Annotated in this window: 14 protein-coding genes and 2 pseudogenes; 8 read left to right on the forward strand and 8 right to left on the reverse strand. The window is 70.4% G+C overall.

Annotated features, from left to right (window positions below):
- Nucleotides 1-45 precede the first annotated feature (45 nt).
- Complete coding sequence (locus E4N62_RS17235) at nt 46-261, forward strand: hypothetical protein (RefSeq protein ID WP_230215424.1); 216 nt, start codon at nt 46-48, stop codon at nt 259-261.
- Nucleotides 262-345: 84 nt separating this feature from the next.
- Here E4N62_RS17235 and E4N62_RS17240 read toward each other — a convergent pair whose 3' ends face one another.
- Nucleotides 346-2,418, reverse strand: coding sequence for a PhoX family phosphatase (locus tag E4N62_RS17240; RefSeq protein ID WP_230215425.1), 2,073 nt, complete (start codon nt 2,416-2,418; stop codon nt 346-348).
- Between the two features lie 251 nt (nt 2,419-2,669).
- Here E4N62_RS17240 and E4N62_RS17245 point away from each other — a divergent pair, with 251 nt between their 5' ends.
- The 3 genes from E4N62_RS17245 to metG all read left to right on the forward strand — a co-directional run bounded on the left by E4N62_RS17245 (nt 2,670) and on the right by metG (nt 6,603).
- Complete coding sequence (locus tag E4N62_RS17245; RefSeq protein ID WP_230215426.1) at nt 2,670-3,968, forward strand: hypothetical protein; 1,299 nt, start codon at nt 2,670-2,672, stop codon at nt 3,966-3,968.
- A 518-nt stretch (nt 3,969-4,486) separates the two neighbouring features.
- Nucleotides 4,487-4,891 carry a VWA domain-containing protein gene (locus E4N62_RS17255; RefSeq protein WP_268269524.1) on the forward strand — a complete coding sequence of 135 codons (405 nt, stop codon included), beginning with the start codon at nt 4,487-4,489 and terminating at the stop codon, nt 4,889-4,891.
- Between the two features lie 95 nt (nt 4,892-4,986).
- Nucleotides 4,987-6,603 (forward strand): methionine--tRNA ligase, encoded by a 1,617-nt coding sequence (gene metG, locus E4N62_RS17260; RefSeq protein ID WP_230215428.1) that lies wholly within the window; start codon nt 4,987-4,989, stop codon nt 6,601-6,603.
- Nucleotides 6,604-6,673: 70 nt separating this feature from the next.
- Here the strand turns inward: metG and E4N62_RS17265 are convergent, their stop codons facing one another.
- The 3 genes and pseudogenes from E4N62_RS17265 to E4N62_RS17275 form a co-directional block, all read right to left on the reverse strand.
- Nucleotides 6,674-6,883 (reverse strand): DUF397 domain-containing protein, encoded by a 210-nt coding sequence (locus tag E4N62_RS17265; RefSeq protein ID WP_230215430.1) that lies wholly within the window; start codon nt 6,881-6,883, stop codon nt 6,674-6,676.
- Nucleotides 6,880-7,050: pseudogene (locus E4N62_RS17270) on the reverse strand (transcriptional regulator); the annotation flags it as partial. The pseudogene E4N62_RS17270 and the gene E4N62_RS17265, both read right to left, overlap by 4 nt.
- Nucleotides 7,041-7,397 (reverse strand): annotated as a pseudogene (locus E4N62_RS17275) (helix-turn-helix domain-containing protein); the annotation flags it as partial. The pseudogenes E4N62_RS17270 and E4N62_RS17275, both read right to left, overlap by 10 nt.
- A 942-nt stretch (nt 7,398-8,339) precedes the next feature.
- On the opposite strand from E4N62_RS17275, the gene E4N62_RS17285 reads away from it, so the two are divergent.
- From E4N62_RS17285 to E4N62_RS17300, 3 genes are all read left to right on the forward strand, one after another.
- Nucleotides 8,340-8,705: a PH domain-containing protein gene (locus tag E4N62_RS17285; protein WP_184906220.1), complete on the forward strand. Its 366-nt coding sequence runs from the start codon at nt 8,340-8,342 to the stop codon at nt 8,703-8,705.
- A 129-nt stretch (nt 8,706-8,834) separates the two neighbouring features.
- Nucleotides 8,835-9,332 carry a hypothetical protein gene (locus E4N62_RS17290; protein WP_230215431.1) on the forward strand — a complete coding sequence of 166 codons (498 nt, stop codon included), beginning with the start codon at nt 8,835-8,837 and terminating at the stop codon, nt 9,330-9,332.
- Between the two features lie 622 nt (nt 9,333-9,954).
- Nucleotides 9,955-10,851 (forward strand): hypothetical protein, encoded by an 897-nt coding sequence (locus tag E4N62_RS17300; RefSeq protein WP_230215432.1) that lies wholly within the window; start codon nt 9,955-9,957, stop codon nt 10,849-10,851.
- Between the two features lie 527 nt (nt 10,852-11,378).
- On the opposite strand, the gene E4N62_RS17305 is transcribed toward E4N62_RS17300, so the two are convergent.
- A complete protein-coding gene (locus E4N62_RS17305) occupies nt 11,379-11,732 on the reverse strand; it encodes a hypothetical protein (protein WP_230215433.1) in 354 nt (117 codons plus the stop codon).
- A gap of 486 nt (nt 11,733-12,218) precedes the next feature.
- Between E4N62_RS17305 and E4N62_RS17310 the strand changes: the two genes are divergently transcribed.
- Nucleotides 12,219-13,070 (forward strand): CAP domain-containing protein, encoded by an 852-nt coding sequence (locus E4N62_RS17310; RefSeq protein ID WP_230215434.1) that lies wholly within the window; start codon nt 12,219-12,221, stop codon nt 13,068-13,070.
- Here E4N62_RS17310 and E4N62_RS17315 read toward each other — a convergent pair whose 3' ends face one another.
- The 3 genes from E4N62_RS17315 to E4N62_RS17325 are packed head-to-tail and all read right to left on the reverse strand — an operon-like array spanning nt 13,071 to nt 16,542.
- Nucleotides 13,071-15,083: a carbohydrate-binding domain-containing protein gene (locus E4N62_RS17315; protein ID WP_230215435.1), complete on the reverse strand. Its 2,013-nt coding sequence runs from the start codon at nt 15,081-15,083 to the stop codon at nt 13,071-13,073.
- Nucleotides 15,080-15,910, reverse strand: a complete 831-nt coding sequence (locus E4N62_RS17320; RefSeq protein ID WP_230215436.1) for a polyphosphate polymerase domain-containing protein — start codon at nt 15,908-15,910, stop codon at nt 15,080-15,082. The genes E4N62_RS17315 and E4N62_RS17320 overlap by 4 nt, the downstream gene beginning before the upstream one ends.
- Nucleotides 15,907-16,542, reverse strand: a complete 636-nt coding sequence (locus E4N62_RS17325; protein ID WP_230215438.1) for a DUF4956 domain-containing protein — start codon at nt 16,540-16,542, stop codon at nt 15,907-15,909. Before E4N62_RS17325 ends, E4N62_RS17320 begins: the two co-directional genes overlap by 4 nt.
- Between the last annotated feature and the right edge of the window lie 38 nt (nt 16,543-16,580).

The raw sequence follows: 16,580 nt of genomic DNA on the forward strand, positions 1-16,580 counted from the left end.
CATGATCAATCCTGTTCAAACGCCCTACCTATAAGGGGATTTTTCATGCGTCGCACCGCGACCGTCCTGCTCGGAACCCTCGCCCTCGCCGGCGCCATGGCCCCGGCCGCACACGCGATCCCGGACCCGGTTGCCACCGTCACCTGCGTCACCGAGACCCCGGCCGCCGTGGCGGAGCTGGCCGACCCGGCCGCGCTCCTCGACACCGCCGCCCTGCTGGACCCGGCCGCCGCCCCCGGCGTCAGCTGCCTGGCTCCCTGAGCCCCGCTCCGCGCGAGGACGTGCGGGCCGCCCTCCCCGACAGGAGGGCGGCCCGCATCCGTATGTGTGCTGTGACTGTGTCGCTCAGACGCCGATGTCGCAGCCGTCCGCGCGCCACACGGCGACGACCGCAGGGCGGACGTGCTTGCCGGGTCCGTCGGGCCAGGTGCTCTTCGGGTTCTCGACGGTGGCTCCGTCCAGCTCGCCCGGGTGCTGCACGGCGACCAGGACGCGGCGGTCCTGGATGATCGGTCCGCAGGTCTCGGCACCGCTCGGCACCGTGAGGAACTGCTTCAGCTCACCGCGCCGCTCCCCTCGGGTCGCGACGCCGAAGAGACCGTCGTGCGAGCCGAGCTGAGCGCCGTCGGTGGAGATCCACAGGTTGCCGTACCGGTCGAAGGCGACGTTGTCCGGGCAGGAGATCGGGGAGACGTCGTCCTTCGGGAAACCGGCGAAGTAGGTCGCCGGGTCGTCCGGGTCGCCCGCGACGAGGAAGAGCAGCCAGGCGAACCTGGTGCTCTCGGGCCGGTTCCAGCGCTCGGTGAGCTCCAGCACGTGGCCGTGCTTGTTGGCGTTGCGCGGGTTGGCCTCGTCGGCGGCGGCGAAGCCGGTCTTGCCGCGGTTGGAGTTGTTGGTGAGGGCGACGTAGACCTTGCCGGTGACCGGGTTGGGCTCGATGTCCTCGGGGCGGTCCATCTTGGTGGCGCCGACCTTGTCACCGGCGAGCCGGGTGAAGACGAAGACCTCGTCGGCGGTCATGCCCTCCACGTGCGAGACGGCGCCCTTCGCGGTGGCGGTGGCCAGCGGGATCCACTCGCCGCTGCCGTCGAACTCACCGTCGGCCGGCAGCTTGCCCGTGCCGTCGATCTCGATCGCCGGGGAGTCACCGGTCAGCTTGGCGACGTAGAGCGTGCCCTCGTCCAGCAGCGAGAGGTTGTGCTCGCGGACGGCGCGGCTCGACCCCTTCTTCATCCGCTTGCTGCTGACGAACTTGTAGAAGTAGTCGAAGCGCTCGTCGTCGCCGGAGTAGACGACCGGACGCCCGTCCGAGGTCAGCCGGACCGTCCCGCCCTCGTGCTTGAACCGGCCGAGCGCGGTGTGCTTGCGGGGCGTGGAGGTCGGGTCGTACGGGTCGAACTCGACGACGTACCCGAAGCGGTGCACCTCGTTCGGCTCCTGGGCGACGTCGAACCGCTTGTCGAACCGCTCCCACTTGCGCTCGCTGGCGCCGGTGCCGATGCCGTACCGCTTGTCGGTCGCACGGCTGCTGTTGGCGAAGTACTGGTTGAAGTTCTCCTCGCCGTGCAGCGTGGTGCCCCAGGGGGTGGTGCCGCCGGCGCAGTCGTTGAGGGTGCCCAGCACCTTCGTGCCGGTCGGGTCGGCGGAGGTCTTCAGCAGGTCGGAGCCGGCGGCGGGGCCGGTGAGCCGGAACTCGGTCGTCGCGGTGACCCGGCGGTTGAGGTGGTGGCGGGGCACGGCGGTGAGCCTGCCGGTGCGCCGGTCCTCCTCGACCACGACGGCGGACAGCCCGTGGGCGGCCCAGGCGACCTCGACCTGGTTACGGGTCGGGTTGGCGGCGTCGTAGCCGCGGAACATCAGGACCTCGTCGGTGTACTCGTGGTTCGCGACGAGCAGCTGGCGGCCGCGCTCACCGGGGAGCGGGAGCAGGGCCAGGAAGTCGCAGTTGTACCCGAACTGACCGGCCTGGGCCTTGCCCGTCTGGTTCTCCGGGTCGAAGGCGGGGGCGCCGCGCAGGATCGGCTCGCCCCAGCGGATGACCACGTTCTGCTTGTACCCGTCCGGGACGGTCACGGCGTCGGCGGTGTTGGGCGCGACGGAGGTGTAGCGCAGACCGCGGGCGGCCTTGGGCCGGGTCTTGGACCCGGCGGCTCCGGCCGTCTCCGCCGACGTGGCCGCGGCGGCGGGGCGGGCGGTGCCGAGCGAGACGGCCGTACCGGCCGCGCCGGCCACGGAGACGACGGCGGCGGCTCTCATCACCGAGCGACGGCTGAGCGCGCTCGCGATCACGTCGCCCACGTACTCGTTGGTGCTGGTGTTCGGCACCTCGTGGAAGCAGGCGTCGCCACAGCGGAAACGACAGGTCAGGGCGGAACGGCCGCCGGGATGCGAGCCGATCATGGGCAGCAGCTTGCGCACAGCGCGCTCCTCGATGCTCTTTGTGCCTTTTGGGTGTGAGCGCGACGCTAGGGGGGCGTGTGTTCGAGAACGGGGACGCGAGGTGAACAGAGGGTGAACCTGCGGCAGTTGGGGCGGTGTTGACAGCGCGGGGTGGCGGGGATAGTGAAGGCCCCTGCCCCACCCCAAGATCGCCCCGCCCGGCCGCTAACCTTACGTGTCCGTCCTGGCCAGGGATTGACGGGCTTCAACTCACCCGAAGGGTTGCGCACATGGGCATTCTCTCTCTCCTGCGGAATGCGTTCAGCCGCTCACGCAAGGGGCGCGACACGGTTCCTTCGCAGGAGGCGGAGCGGGATTCCGCCCCGGAGGACACCTCCGCGGCGGCGGCCGAGGGGGCCGCGACGCGGCAGGCCGCCGAGCCGAGGGTCCCGGCCCCGGCGACGGAGCCCGCGACCCCGACATCATCCTCATCCTCCTCAGTCGTGGACGAACTCGTCTCCGCGGCCTTCGACAACGTGACGGTCCCGAAGCCGCGAACCACCGAGCCGACGGAGAGAAAGCCGGACGCGGGAACGGACGCCACGGCTTCCGGCACGGCCGCCGAGGCTGCGGGCGCGGGTGCCGAGGCAGCGGTTCAGGAGACGGGGGCTGCGGCTGCGGCGTCCGCCGAGGTCACGCCGGAGGTTGAGGCGTCGGCTGCGGCGTCCGCCGAGGTCACGCCGGAGACTGCGGCGTCGGCCGAGGTCACGCCGGAGACCGAGGCTGAGGTGCGGGCCGAGGTCGCGACGGAGACCCCGACTGAGGTGCGGGCCGAGGCGAAGGCGGAGCCCTCGGAGGCCGAGCCTGAGCCGGTCGCCGAGGAGAAGGCCGAGGCCGGTGTGCCCGCCGAGGCTGCGACCGAGGCGCCTGCCGAGGCTGCGGTGGAGGCCGAGACGGAGACGTCGTCGGTGGTCGAGGCGGAGCCTGTCGCTGAGGCGAGCACCGCCGAAAAGGATGAGCCGAAGCCGGTCGCCGAGACCGCCGATGAGGCGGAGGCTGCCGCGCCGGTCCTTGACGCGGAGCCCGCCGCTGCCGCCGAGACCGAGGCGGGGGCGGCCGACGAGGTCGAGCGCGAGGCGTCGGCCGCCGCTGACGCGAAGGCCGCCGACGAGGAGCCTGCCGCGCCGGTCGCCGAGGCCGCGTCTGAGCCGGTGGTCGATCCCGAGCCCGTGGCGGCGGACACCGCCCCGGAGCCGAAGGCGGAGGCCGAGACCGTGGCCGCGTCCGCCGAGGCGAAGGCCGCCGCTGAAGCCGAGCCCGAGGCCGCCACTGCGACGACGCCCGACGCCACCGAGGTGGCTGCGGACACGCCCGTGGCGGAGGCGGAGCCCGCGTCCGCCCCGGAGCCGGAGGCCACGGAGGAGTCCGAGCCCGCAGCGGAGCCGAAGGCTGCCGCCGAGGCCGCGCCGGAGCCCGAGGCTTCTCCTGAACCCGAGGCCACCCCGGCCCCGGCGGCCACCGCCGAGCCGGAAACCGCTCCGGAGCCGACCACAACCCCGAGCCCGAAGCCGCAGCCGAGCTGGCCGTGACCCCTGAGCCGGAAGTCACCCCGGAGCCCGAAGCCACCCCCGACCCGATCGCCGACGAACCGGCCGTGGCCCCGGAACCGGAAGTCACCCCGAACCGGTCGCCGCCGAGTCCCCGAGGCCGCTGACCTCGTCGTCGCGGCCGATGAAGCCACCCCCGAAGCCGCGGACGCCGACGGCGCGGATGCCCCACAGGTGGTACCCGCGGCCGACGACGGAAGCGGCACGGGTGGTGCGGGTGGGAAGACGGGCACGGCCGACGGCGAAGCCGAGGCCGTGCCGACCGACACCGTCCCGGCAGGGCTCCGCACCGCCTACACCGCCGCCCACGAAGCCCTCGCCAAGCAGAACCTCACCACCACCCGCGCCAAGGTCTACCTCGTCCTCGACAGGTCCGCCTCCATGCGCGGCTACTACAAGGACGGCTCCGCCCAGGCTCTCGGCGAGCAGACCCTCGCCCTCGCCGCCCACCTCGACCCCGAGCAGCCCCCACCGTCCCCGTCGTCTTCTTCTCCACGGAACTGGACGGCACCGGCGAGCTCACCCTCGACGCGTTCGACAACAAGGTCGACGACCTGCACGCCGGCCTCGGCCGCATGGGCCGTACCAGCTACCACGTGGCCGTCGAGGAGGTCCTCGCCCAGCACCAGAAGGCGGCCCCCGGCACCCCCGCCCTCGTCGTCTTCCAGACCGACGGCGCCCCGGACGCCAAGACCCCGGCGAACCAGGCGCTCGCGGACGCCGCGAAGAACCACCCGGCCGTCCACTTCGCGTTCGTCGCGTTCGGCGACCCGGAGAACAAGGCCTTCGACTACCTCCGGAAGCTGAAGACGCCCAACACGTCCCACTTCCTGGCCGGCGAGACCCCCCGCGAGCTGACGGACGCCGAGGTCTACGAGGGCATCCTGTCCACCTGGCGCCCGTAGTCACCGGCAAGCGGACGGGTCCCGGGCGATCCGGGGCCCGTCCGCCACCCGAAACGCGTGTGAGTCGATCTTCACCGGGCCAGTAGGATTTCGGCATGGCGGCCACTGGAACCGAGAAGCAGGGTGGCAAGGCGTTCTACGTCTCCACCCCCATCTATTACGTCAACGACGCTCCTCACCTGGGCCACGCCTATACGACCGTCGCAGGCGACGTGCTCACCCGCTGGCACCGTCAGCGTGGCGAGAAGGTGTGGTACCTCACCGGCACGGACGAGCACGGTCAGAAGATCATGCGTACCGCCGATGCCAACGGAGTGACTCCGCAGGAGTGGTGCGACAAGCTCGTCGAGGAGGCGTGGAAGCCCCTCTGGGAGCACCTGGAGATCGCGAACGACGACTTCATCCGCACCACGCAGCAGCGGCACACCGACCGCGTCCAGGAGTTCGTGCAGGACCTGTACGACAAGGGCGAGATCTACAAGGGCGGCTACGAGGGCCCGTACTGCGTCGGCTGCGAGGAGTACAAGCTCCCCGGCGAGCTGCTCGACGGCGAGGGCGACTTCGCCGGCCAGAAGCTCTGCCCGATCCACAAGAAGCCCGTGGAGATCCTCAGCGAGGAGAACTACTTCTTCAAGCTGAGCGAGTACGGCGACAAACTCCTCGCCCACTACGAGGCGAACCCCGGCTTCATCCAGCCCGAGTCCGCGCGCAACGAGGTCGTGAACTTCGTCCGCCAGGGCCTGCAGGACCTGTCGGTCTCCCGCTCGACCTTCGACTGGGGCATCCCGATCCCGTGGGACGAGAAGCACGTGATCTACGTGTGGGTCGACGCGCTGCTCAACTACGCGACGGCGGTCGGCTACAACGAGAACCCGGAGAAGTTCGAGGCCACCTTCCCGGCGGACGTCCATCTCGTCGGCAAGGACATCCTCCGCTTCCACGCGGTGATCTGGCCGGCGATGCTGATGGCGCAGGGCCTGCCCCTCCCCGGCAAGATCGCGGCGAACGGCTGGCTGATGGTCGGCGGCGAGAAGATGTCGAAGTCGAACCTGACCGGCATCAAGCCGCAGGACCTCACCTCGCACTTCGGTGTCGACGCCTACCGCTGGTACTTCCTGCGCGCGATCGCTTTCGGCCAGGACGGCTCGTTCTCCTGGGAGGACTTCTCCGCCCGCTACACGAGCGAGCTGGCGAACGACTACGGCAACCTCGCCTCCCGGGTCGCGGCCATGGTCGGCAAGTACTTCGGCGGCACCCTGCCGGAGGCCACGGCCGACGGCGAGGCCGAGAGGGCGCTGCACGAGGGCCTGGCCAAGGCCGTCACCGAGGCCGACCGGAAGATCGGAGACGAGCTGGACTTCCAGGGCGGCATCCTCGCCGTCTTCGACTTCGTCAAGCAGGTCAACGGCTACATCACGGAGCAGGAGCCGTGGAAGGTCGCCAAGGACACGAGCGACGAGGGCAAGGCCCGTCTGGCGACCATCCTCTACACGGCCGCCGAGTCGCTCCGCGCCGTCGCCGTCCTGCTCAACCCGATCATGCCGGACACCTCCGCCCAGCTCTGGGACTCCCTGGGCGCGGAACCCACCCTCGGCGCCCTCGCGGACCAGAAGGTCCAGGACGCGGGCGAGTGGGGCATCCTCCCGGCAGGCTCCACGATCACGAAGGGCGCGATCCTCTTCCCGCGCCTGGAGGAGAAGCCGACCGCGTAGCGCACAGCCACCACACAGCGGGGGCCCGGGAACGACAGCCGTTCCTGGGCCCCCGCTCTGCCATGAGGGGTCAGGTCCCCGACGTGTACGTCACGAAGTCCGTCCAAGCTTCCGGGGCGAAGCCCAGGCGGGGGCCCTCGGTGTTCTTGGAGTCGCGGATGTGGATCGTGCCGGGGGTCGTGGCGATCTCGACGCAAGAGTCGCCCTCAGGGCCATCGCTGTAACTGCTCTTGAACCACGCCAGTTCGGAGGCGTCCCCGGAAGAGGCCTTGCGGATCATGTGTCTCCCAGCAGTTGCTCGATGAAGGCCAGCGACTCCCGTGGAGTGAGTGCCTGTGCCCGAATGGTGCTGTACCGCAGCTCAAGGATGCGGAGCTGTTTCGGGTCAGAGGTCGGACGGCCGTTGTACGCACCGTCGGAGCGTCCGGTCGCCGTACCGTCCTCGAACGGGTGCGGCGGAGATAGCCGTGAGCTTCGAGTTCGCGCAGGCCGGCGGCGATGCGGGCCGGGCTCTCGGGGAAGCGATCGGCGAGGGACTTGATGTCGATCCGCGCGCCCGTGGGAAGCGACTGGATGCGCGTGGCGAGCCCGATTGCCAGCAGCGACAGTGCCGGGTGCTGGGCGAGGTGGTTGCCGATCACCGTGAAGCGGGTGGTGTGGCGGGCGTTGTCGTGGATGACACCGCCGGGGCGGGGCTTCCCGTCGGCGGCCGGGTTCCGGTCCCGCCGCGGGTGGTTTTTGCCCGCTGTACGGGACTGGGCGCGCGGGGGCGCGCTAGGGTTCTCCGTGTCCATCAGGAAGGGCCTAACTTCCTCGGTGGTCAGGCCCTCGCCATTTGGGATTGCAGTCCCGGCGGGGGCCGTCGCATGTCTGCGGTTCTTGTGTCGGATGTCCGCTGCGGATGTCCGTGGCTCGTGGTGTGCCGCGCTGAGCCTAGGCCAGACAACCCGTCCCGAATCCAGCTGAGTTGGCGATGTTCACTCGCGGGAGTGAGTTTGCGCTGCGGCGGGAGGGAGGGGTGGGGCTTGGTGGGGTTCTTTCTCTCCCATGGTCCTTGGGAAAGAGCGCCGGCGGCACCGAAGCATGGAGCCCTGGGTCACGGTGCCACCTGCGGTGGGGCGGGCAGGGCGGTCGTCGTGCGTGTCCGTGTGTGCTTACCGTGAAGCGTGACCATGCCGATCCACGCGGCCCGGCGGCCTTCCTGGCCCATCGCCTGGCCGCCCAGCTCCCACCCCTGCCACCGTTCCGCGCCCCGCAGTCACCACCAGCGGTCCTGTACCCGGTCCGGAACTGCCGCGCCTGCGACCGCGCCTACCGCGGTCCTGATCCCCTCCGCTGCGACGAATGCGCGGCCAGCGGCAGGGCGGACCCGGTAGCGGGCCGACTTCCCGAAGTCGCCGACAGCCCCGAAGCCGATCCGGCAGGATGAATCCCCTTTCACTGCCTGACCAGGACAACCGCTCACCGTCCGAAGAGAGTGCCACCCCGGCACGCGGCTATCTGGAGGTGCGACTGTGACCGGCGACAGCTGGCGTGAACGCAGGCGCGCGCTCCTGGGAGACGACCCGGCCGAGGCCGAGCGCGCCGCACGACTCCTCGACGCACTGGGCACCGACGACCGGGAACGTATCTCGGCCAGGCCGCCGAACGGACATCGCTGTCCTTCGAGCCATAGGCAGCGGCTACACACATCGGGAGGAAGCAACCCGTATGTCCGGGTGTGCGTCTCTGTGTGCATGGCACTGTTCGGAAACGCGCACACCGTCAATCCCGGCAAGGCCCAGCAGGACTACGGACGTCTGCTGGGTCACGGGGAGCAGGTTCACGCCGCGTTCCTGCTGATCCGCGACACCATCCTGTTCACCGACCGTCGGCTGATCCTGATCGACAAACAGGGGATCACCGGCAAGAAGGTGGAGTACCACTCGATCCCGTACCGCAGCATCACGCACTTCGCGGTCGAGACGGCCGGCCACTTCGACCTGGACGCCGAGCTGAAGATCTGGCTCTCCGGCACCCACGAACCGATCGAGAAGACGTTCACCAAGGGCGTGGACATCTACGAGGTACAGGCGATCCTCACGCAGTTCGTGGCCCGCTAGGACCACCGGAAGGAGTGGGCGGAACAAGTGGAGCAGCTTGCGCGGGGTACCCGAACCTCTCTGGTGCACGCGGAGTATCACCTCTTCCAGATCTCGGATCCGGCGGGGCCCATGGCCGATGACCTCGACGTGTCTCACAACGGTCTCGTGTCGGCCGTCGGCGGAGCGATCGAGGTGTCGACCGGGATCCACACCGGCAACGTCCGGGTGAGCGTCGAGCTGCATGCCGTGCAGCCCGAGCCCGCCGCGGACTGGGAGGAGATCGCCGAGATCTCCTGGCGATCCCTGTCCGGAAAAGCGCTGGTGGCTCCCCTCATGGACGACCCCGTGGACCTGCCCTCACTGGCCTCGCGAGGGCCGGGCCGCTACCGGTTGCGCGTCCATGCCCGGGGCAGGGACACAGCTGTCGACCGGACAGTGGTGGACGAGGTCGTGGAGTCCTATCTCCTCCAGAGCTGGCCCGCGGCCCACCAGGAGGCTCTTCCGGTGCGGGCGACCGACGCCTATGGGGCCCACCTCCGGGCCCAGGACGCCGACGAGACGATCGTCATCGACCACGAGGACTTGCTCAACACGCAGACCGGCCGGGAACGCGACATCCTGCGCCGGGCCGATCGCGGCGATTAGTCCTGCGCAACAGCCTGCGTCTTCGGTCGAGGCAGCTTCACCACACGGGCTGCCTCGACCGAAGCACAGCAAGGTCCTTTCAGGTGCGCCGATCCGCGTATCACCGCGTCGGACACCTCAGCGTCCTGCTGTCGCCAGGCCGCTCGGCGCCCGCCTCGCGCTCGGCTTGTCTGGCACCGACCGGCGTGCAGCCCGGAGCGCGACCTCACCCCCACCGCCCTACGCGACGCCCTGACCAGCGATCTGCCCCGAGCCCCTGTACCGCCCGGCCGCCCTCCTGGCCCACTGCCTCACGGGCCGGCTCCCGCCCCTGCAACCGTGGCGCGCCCCTGCCGAGCCCGCGCCCGTCCCGTACAAGGTCCGGAACTGCGACGGCTGTGACCGCGGCTTCCATTCGCCCGCCCCCGGCGCACGGTGCCGCGACTACCGGGAGCGTCAGCCACTCGCCGTCACGACCGTCTGACGGAACACCGCGGGTTCACCCCTGCAGGTGAATATCACCAACTGAACTCATTCCAGGTCGTGTTGCCGCCCTACGCTCCCACAAGCATCTGCCTCAGACATATGCCAAAGGTGGCATCACCCACCCCTTTCCCGTACCTCCTCCCCACAGGACACCCTCATGGTCAGCTCGCCCCACGAGGCGATGCACCGCATCTTCCAGGAGTACCCGGACCTCTTCTCCCGGCTCTCCGAGGTGCTCGGCGTCGAGTTCGCCCCACCCACGTCGGTCACCATCCTGCCGACCGACGTCACCGAGACCCGCCCGCTCGAACGCCGGCTCGACACGCTGTTGCGGCTGGAGACGGAGGGCGACGAGCCACTTCTCCTCGCCGTCGAGGCCCAGGGCAAGAAGGACCCGGCCAAGCCCGCGAGCTGGGCGTACTACGCCTCGTACCTGCTCACGAAGTACCAACTGCAGCCGATGCTGCTGATCGTCTGCCAGGACCACGCGACCGCCGAATGGGCGGCACGAGAGGTCCGCTTCGGCCCTCGCCAGTGGCCTCTGCTCACCCTGCGCCCGCTCGTCGCGGGCCCACACAACATGCCGGTGATCACCGACCCCGCCGAGGTTCGCAAGGACCTCGCCGTCGCCACGCTGTCCACGATCACCCACGGCAAGAGCCCGGACATCGGGGCCATACTCAAAGCAATGACGACCGTTCTGCAGGACACCCCGGACTCGGTCAAGAACCCCGTCATCGAATTCATCTCACAAGGCCTGGGCAAGCTGCCCGCCGCAGCACTATGGAGGAAACTGGTGGCCGTGGACCTCTCTTTCTACAAGTCGCCCCTCTTCGAAGAAGTCCGCGACGAAGCACAGGCCAAGGGCCGCGCCAAGGGCCTGGCCGAAGGCCGCGCCCAGGACATCCTGTTCATCTTGGAGCGGCGCGGCCTCGACATCCCCGACGGGGCACGGGAACGCATCGCCGCCTGCGACGACCTCGACGTTCTGCGCCAATGGCTCGACCGGTCCCTCACCGCCTCCTCCACCGACGCGGTCTTCGTGGATGAGTAGTCCCAGCACCCCGAGGCACAGCCCCGAAGCTCGTCCTTGAGCAGCGCGGCATCGACGTGACCGACCAGGTCCGCGAGCGGATCGCCGACCGCGGCGACACTGAGATCCTGCGCGACTGGCTCCGGCGTGCCGTGACCGCCCCGACGGCTGAAGAGGTCTTCACCGAGAAGTAGCCAAGGGCATCGGGAGGCTGCGACCCCGTACTCGGATGCCTTGAGACGGGGCGGTATGAGGCGACACCTGGCGGGAGCACAGGCGCACGCGCCTGGCTCTGTCGAGTTCCCGGCCGGAGACCCTGGCCGGGGCGCCCTCTGGAGGGACACCATGAGCACCCAGGCCGCACGGACATGAGCTGATCCCCCGTCCCGAGCAGACTCCTGATGCCTTGCGCGCCGCCCTCGCCGTCGTCGACCCGGGCCGGCTGGAAGAGATGCAGAGGGCGAAGGACGAGGCCTTCGCCAAGGCCGTCGCGTGGCAGTCCCTGAGTCCCTTACGGAGCTGGGTTCTTGCCTGGGCTCGAGAACCCGCTACTTGATGTGCTCCATCACCTCCATGAACTCCTTCGTCGGGGAGAACTCGACGACCTCGACGTCCTCCAGGGCTTCCGGCGCGTGGCCGGGGGACCAGTAGTAGGCCTCTCCCGCCTCGTAGAAGTCCTCGCCGTCCTTGGTGCGCATCCTCAGCCGTCCGCTGACGATGTGGCCCCAGTGGGGGCACTGGCACAGGTCGTCGGGGAGTCCTTTGAGCGCCGGGGCCATGTCGGTGCCCTTGGGGAGCTTGATGAAGGCGACGGTCATGCCGCCGCCGATCTCCTGGACGCGTACCTCAAGACCGTCGCCCTCGATCAGTACGGGGGTTCCCGTCCGCGTGGCTGCCGTCATGATCCCTCCACGACCGGATCACTGCGGGGTCTGTGCGATCTCCGCTTCTCCATCCAGTCTGCGCCGGTCCCGCACACACCTCGAATCGGGGTGACATGCGTCACGGCCGAATTGCCCATGATGAAACCGATCGATCCGTTTCAGCAAAGCGACAAATGCCGACCCTCGAAGCCCCATCCGGCATTTGCCGCACAGACGGCGAATCTCCGTGGTCATCCGGCCCGGAGGCGCCCGCGCCGACGCTGTCGGGAGAAACGGCTTTCCGCCTGATCCCAGGGCGCGTTCGGGCGCGGGGAGCACCATGGCGGCCCACCGGACACATGCGCTCTCACCCCCTCCGAGGGTCTCGTCGACGCGCCCCGAGGGCAGCACACGTGTTCGTTGCCCGGTGCGGTGAGGGGTCCCCATAATGACCGGGCTCACCAGAGGCCACGGCCTGCCAAGGGGTCGATTGCGTCGAAGTCGGACCATTCAGTGAGGCCACGCATGTCACGCACGAGGCGAACGAACAGTCACCGCCGCAGGACGAAACGGTCGGCGGCGCGGCAGCCCAGGTCGACGCGCCGGAAGATAGCCGTCGCCACCGCTCTCGTGGTGGCCGCGGGCGCCGTGGGCATCCCGGCCGTCGCCTGGGTCGGCGGTGTCGGGCCTGGCGACTGGAGCAGTGTGGCCTCCTCGTGGTGGGGAGGGCAGAAGGCGGACGCTGATCTTCCCGAGCCCTCGCGCACCCCCTCCGCGTCCGCGACGCCCTCCGCCGAGAGCACCCCGGACACCCCGGAGAGCTCCCCTAGTCCGTCCCGTTCCAAGGCCAAGGCGAGCGCGTCGCCCTCCAAGTCCGCGAGCCCGAAGCCCAAGTCCACCCCCGAGGCCGCCAAGACCCCGGCCAGGACCACGCCGCCGCCGGCCCCGAAGGCCACCCAGGCCGACCGCACTCCCGCCACCTCCTCCGGCAACACGGCCTCCGGCCCCACGGCCCAGGTGCTGAACCTGGTCAACGCCGAACGCCAGAAGGCGGGTTGCTCGCCGGTGACCGTGGACGCCAAGCTCACCAAGGCGGCCCAGGACCACAGCCAGGACATGGCCGCCCACCAGAACATGTCCCACACCGGCTCGGACGGCTCGGACATGAGTGAGCGGCTCTCCCGTGTCGGGTACTCCTTCCGTTCGGCGGGCGAGAACGTCGCCGCCGGGTACGGCACCGCCGCGAGCGTCATGGACGGCTGGATGAACAGCCCCGGCCACAGGGCGAACATCCTCAACTGCGGGTTCAAGGAGATCGGCATCGGCCTGGCCCAGCCGGGCAACTACTGGACCCAGAACTTCGGCACACCCGCGTAGTCACCGGGGGCACCGCCACCGTCCCCCGACGAGTACGGCCACGAGCACGGGCCCAGCGGGCGAGAAGCTCCGCTGGGCCCACCCGCACCACGGGTCACCGCAAGGCCGACACCGAGCGCCGCCCCGGCGGCCGGTGCGGCTACTGCCCCGGTCGCCGCCCCCGCCCCCGCCGAAGCCGCCCTCCGGGGCCTCGCCCGCCGTGACCGTGGCGATCTTCTCCGCCGAGCCCAGCTTCCCCGAGCCCGCGAGGCCACCGGTGTCGGACCCGGAGGTGGAGCCGCCGGAGTACACGCCGTACTCCTCGCCGCTCTTGATCCCCGCGCCCGAGTACACGACGTTCTGGATGGTCTTCGAGGTGACGTACGACGCCACGACGCCACCGTCCGCGTCGACGATGTGCAGGGTGGTGCCCGCCTCCACCGACGCGTCCAGGGTCGCCGACAGCCAGCCCTGCTCCGACTCCTCGTCCGGGGCGACGACCATGCCCGCGCTGCCGGAGGCCAGCAGCGTGCCGCCGCTGACGGTGAAGCTGCCGTTGACGTCGAGCGCTCCGTTGCCGCCGGCCTCGGGGCCGTTGACGACGATCGTGCCGCCCGTGATCTCGGCGGTGCCGTTGGAGTCGAAGCCGTCGCCCTGGGAGTTGAGGACGAGCGTGCCACCGGTGACCTTGGCGGAGTAGTCGCCGACCTCCATGCCGCCGCCCCCGCCACCGGGACCGCCGCCCGGGCCACCCTGCGCGTCCTGCTCGGAAGTCGCCTCGCTGCCGGAGGCGTTGACGCCGTCGTCGTCGGAGGTGACCGTCGCCGTACCGCCCCTGACCAGGATGTCCTTACCCTCCAGGCCCTCGTTGGAGCCGGTGATGTCCAGGGTGCCCGCGCTGATGACCAGGTCGCCCTCGGCGTGGATGCCGTCGTCACCGGCCGCGAGGGTGACGTCGGCGCCGTTGAGGTGGACCGCCGCGTCGCCGTGCAGCGCGTCGGCGGAGGCGTCCACGTCGACCGTGCCGCCCTCCAGCACCGTGATCACCCCCGACTTCAGACCATGCGCCGAGGTGTCGTCGGACGCCTCGGCCTCCACGGTCAGCTCGCCGCCGGTGACGACCAGGTCGGTGGCGGCGTCCACGGCGTCCCCGCCCGCGGTGACGGAGACCGTGCCGCCCGCGACGGCGATGTACCCCGCGTCCTCCTCGTCCGCGTTGTCGGACTTCAGCCCGTCGCCCTTCGCCGTCACGGTGACCGTGCCGCCGTCGACCACCAGGTAGTCCTTGCCCCGGATGCCGTCGTCGGCGGCCTCGACGGTGATGTTCCCGCCCTCGACGACCAGACCGTCCTTGCCGGCGATGGCGTCGTTGCCGTTCCCCTTCACCGTGAGCGAGCCACTGCCGCCGATCGTGAGGTCGCCCGCGCTGTACAGGGCGGCGTTCGCCTCGGCGTCCTCGGCGTAGGAGTCGGTGTCGCTCAGCTTGTTCTCGCTGCCGTCCGCGAGGACGACGACCAGCCGTTCGGCCTCGGTCGCGGCGATCGCCGCCCCGGAGGAGCTGGAGATGTCGACGCCGTCCAGGACCAGCTTCACGGTCGCCTCGGGGGCGGTGATCACGATCTGTCCGTCGTCGAGGGACCCGCTGAGCACATAGGTCCCGCCGGCGGTGATGGTGACGGTGGACCCGTCGACGTCCACCCCCTTGCCCTCGGCGGAGGCCGAGTCACCCGTCAGCTCGACGGCGACGGCCTTTGACGCCTGCGACTCGTCGTACTCCGTGTCGCCGTCCTCGGCGTGCGTCTCCTCGTTGTCGGCGAGGACGGCCGCCGCGTCCCGCGTCCCGTCCACGGCCGCCGCCGCGCTCGCGCTCGACGAGGAGTCGGACGACGCCGATCCGGAGTCGCTCCCGGCGGAGGAGCACCCTGCCAGCGCGGCGGTCGCGAGGACGACGGAGGCGAGGACACCGGCGGTCTTCGCACGGAGCCCGCGTGCCCTTGTCTTCCACGTGGTCCACGAGTTCCTACGGATGTTCATGCGGGGCTCCCGTTCAGTGCCGGTGCGGTGGGGAAGTGGCGCCGCAGGACGGGCAGCCAGCGGTTGGCGGGCAGGTCGGGCCGCAGCGCGGCGAGCCCGGTGCCGTACTTGGAGACAGGGCAGGGCCGGTGCCCGAGCGACCACAGCAACCGGTCGGCGCCCGAGCCGGCGCGGCCCGCCTTCGTCTCGACGATGGTCCGTGCGGGGGTGCGCAGCTCGGTGCCGTCGGGCAACGCCCAGGTCAGGTCGGTGTCGACGGTGACCCGGCTGCCGCTGCCCGGCAGGAAGAGGGTGGTGCGCAGGTAGCGGGTGGTGAGCGCCGGCACCAGACGGAAGCCGTCCGGGTCGATGCCCGCCGCACGGAGCACGTCGTCGGCGTACGCCCGCGCCTCGGGACCCAGCCGCCCCGGCTCCCCGCCGTACGGGACGCGCTGTTTGACGGTGGTGCCGCGCGGGCCGCGCGTCTTGACCTCCAGGAAGTGCTGCCCGGACGCCAGGTAGGTCCGTATCCGCAGCTTGAAGCGGCGGCGACGGCGGCGGGCGGCGGCCAGATAGCCGTCAAGGTCCGGTGTGTCGAAGTACACGGACCGGTACGCGAACTGCCGCTCGCCGTCGACCTCCAGGACCCGCACTCCCCCGGGCTCGACTTCGCCCGACCGGGAGGGGCCCCCACCCTCCAGCCCGCCGACCACGAAGGGCAGGTCGGTCAGCGGCAGCATGTACTTGCGGTCCAGCCGGGTCAGCAACTCGGCGCGGTCGACGAGTTCGGCGAGGCCGATGGGGCGCAGCGCCCCGACCACGGGGGCCACGGAGTCCAGGGCCGTCATGCCCGGACCCCCTGCTCCCGCTCGACCCGGCCGTCGGCCTCGCGCGGTGCGCGTGGTGCACGCGGTGCATGTGGTGCGCGCGGGCCCTCGCCGGTGACGAGGTACCGGACGTCGACCAGGGTCATGTCGTTGACCAGGTCGACGCTCCGCACGGAGAGGTTCACCACACGCCCGCCCAGCAGCACTTCGAGGTGGGCGCGCAGGGCGTCCTCGTCGGTGTGGGCGGCGTCGAGGCGCAGGCTGCGCTGCCGGTAGCGGCCGAACAGCCGGGGGTGGTCGCCGACGTACATCGTGGCGACGATCAGTGCCATGAGCAGCGTCGACAGAAGGTTGACCCGCTCCGGCAGCCCGGCCAGCAGACCGAGCGCGAGTGCGGAGAAGTAGTACGCGATCTCGTGCTGGGCGATCTCGTCGGACCGCAGCCGGATGATCGACAGGACGCCGAAGAGCCCCATGCCGAGGCCGATGCCGACGGACGAGGAGCTGAGCGTCATCGCCACCGCGAGAACGCCGACGTTGACGCCGAGGAAGGCGGCGATGAGGTCCCGGCGGTGGTGGCGCGGGAAGTAGACCGCGAAGGTCAGCACGGAGATGGCGGCCAGATCGGCGACCACGAGAAGGGTCTGGTCCATGTCAAAAGACGATCGTGGGTCAACCTTTGAGCGCGCTG

This window comes from Streptomyces sp. MNU76 (assembly GCF_020982545.1).
Lineage (GTDB): Bacteria > Actinomycetota > Actinomycetes > Streptomycetales > Streptomycetaceae > Streptomyces.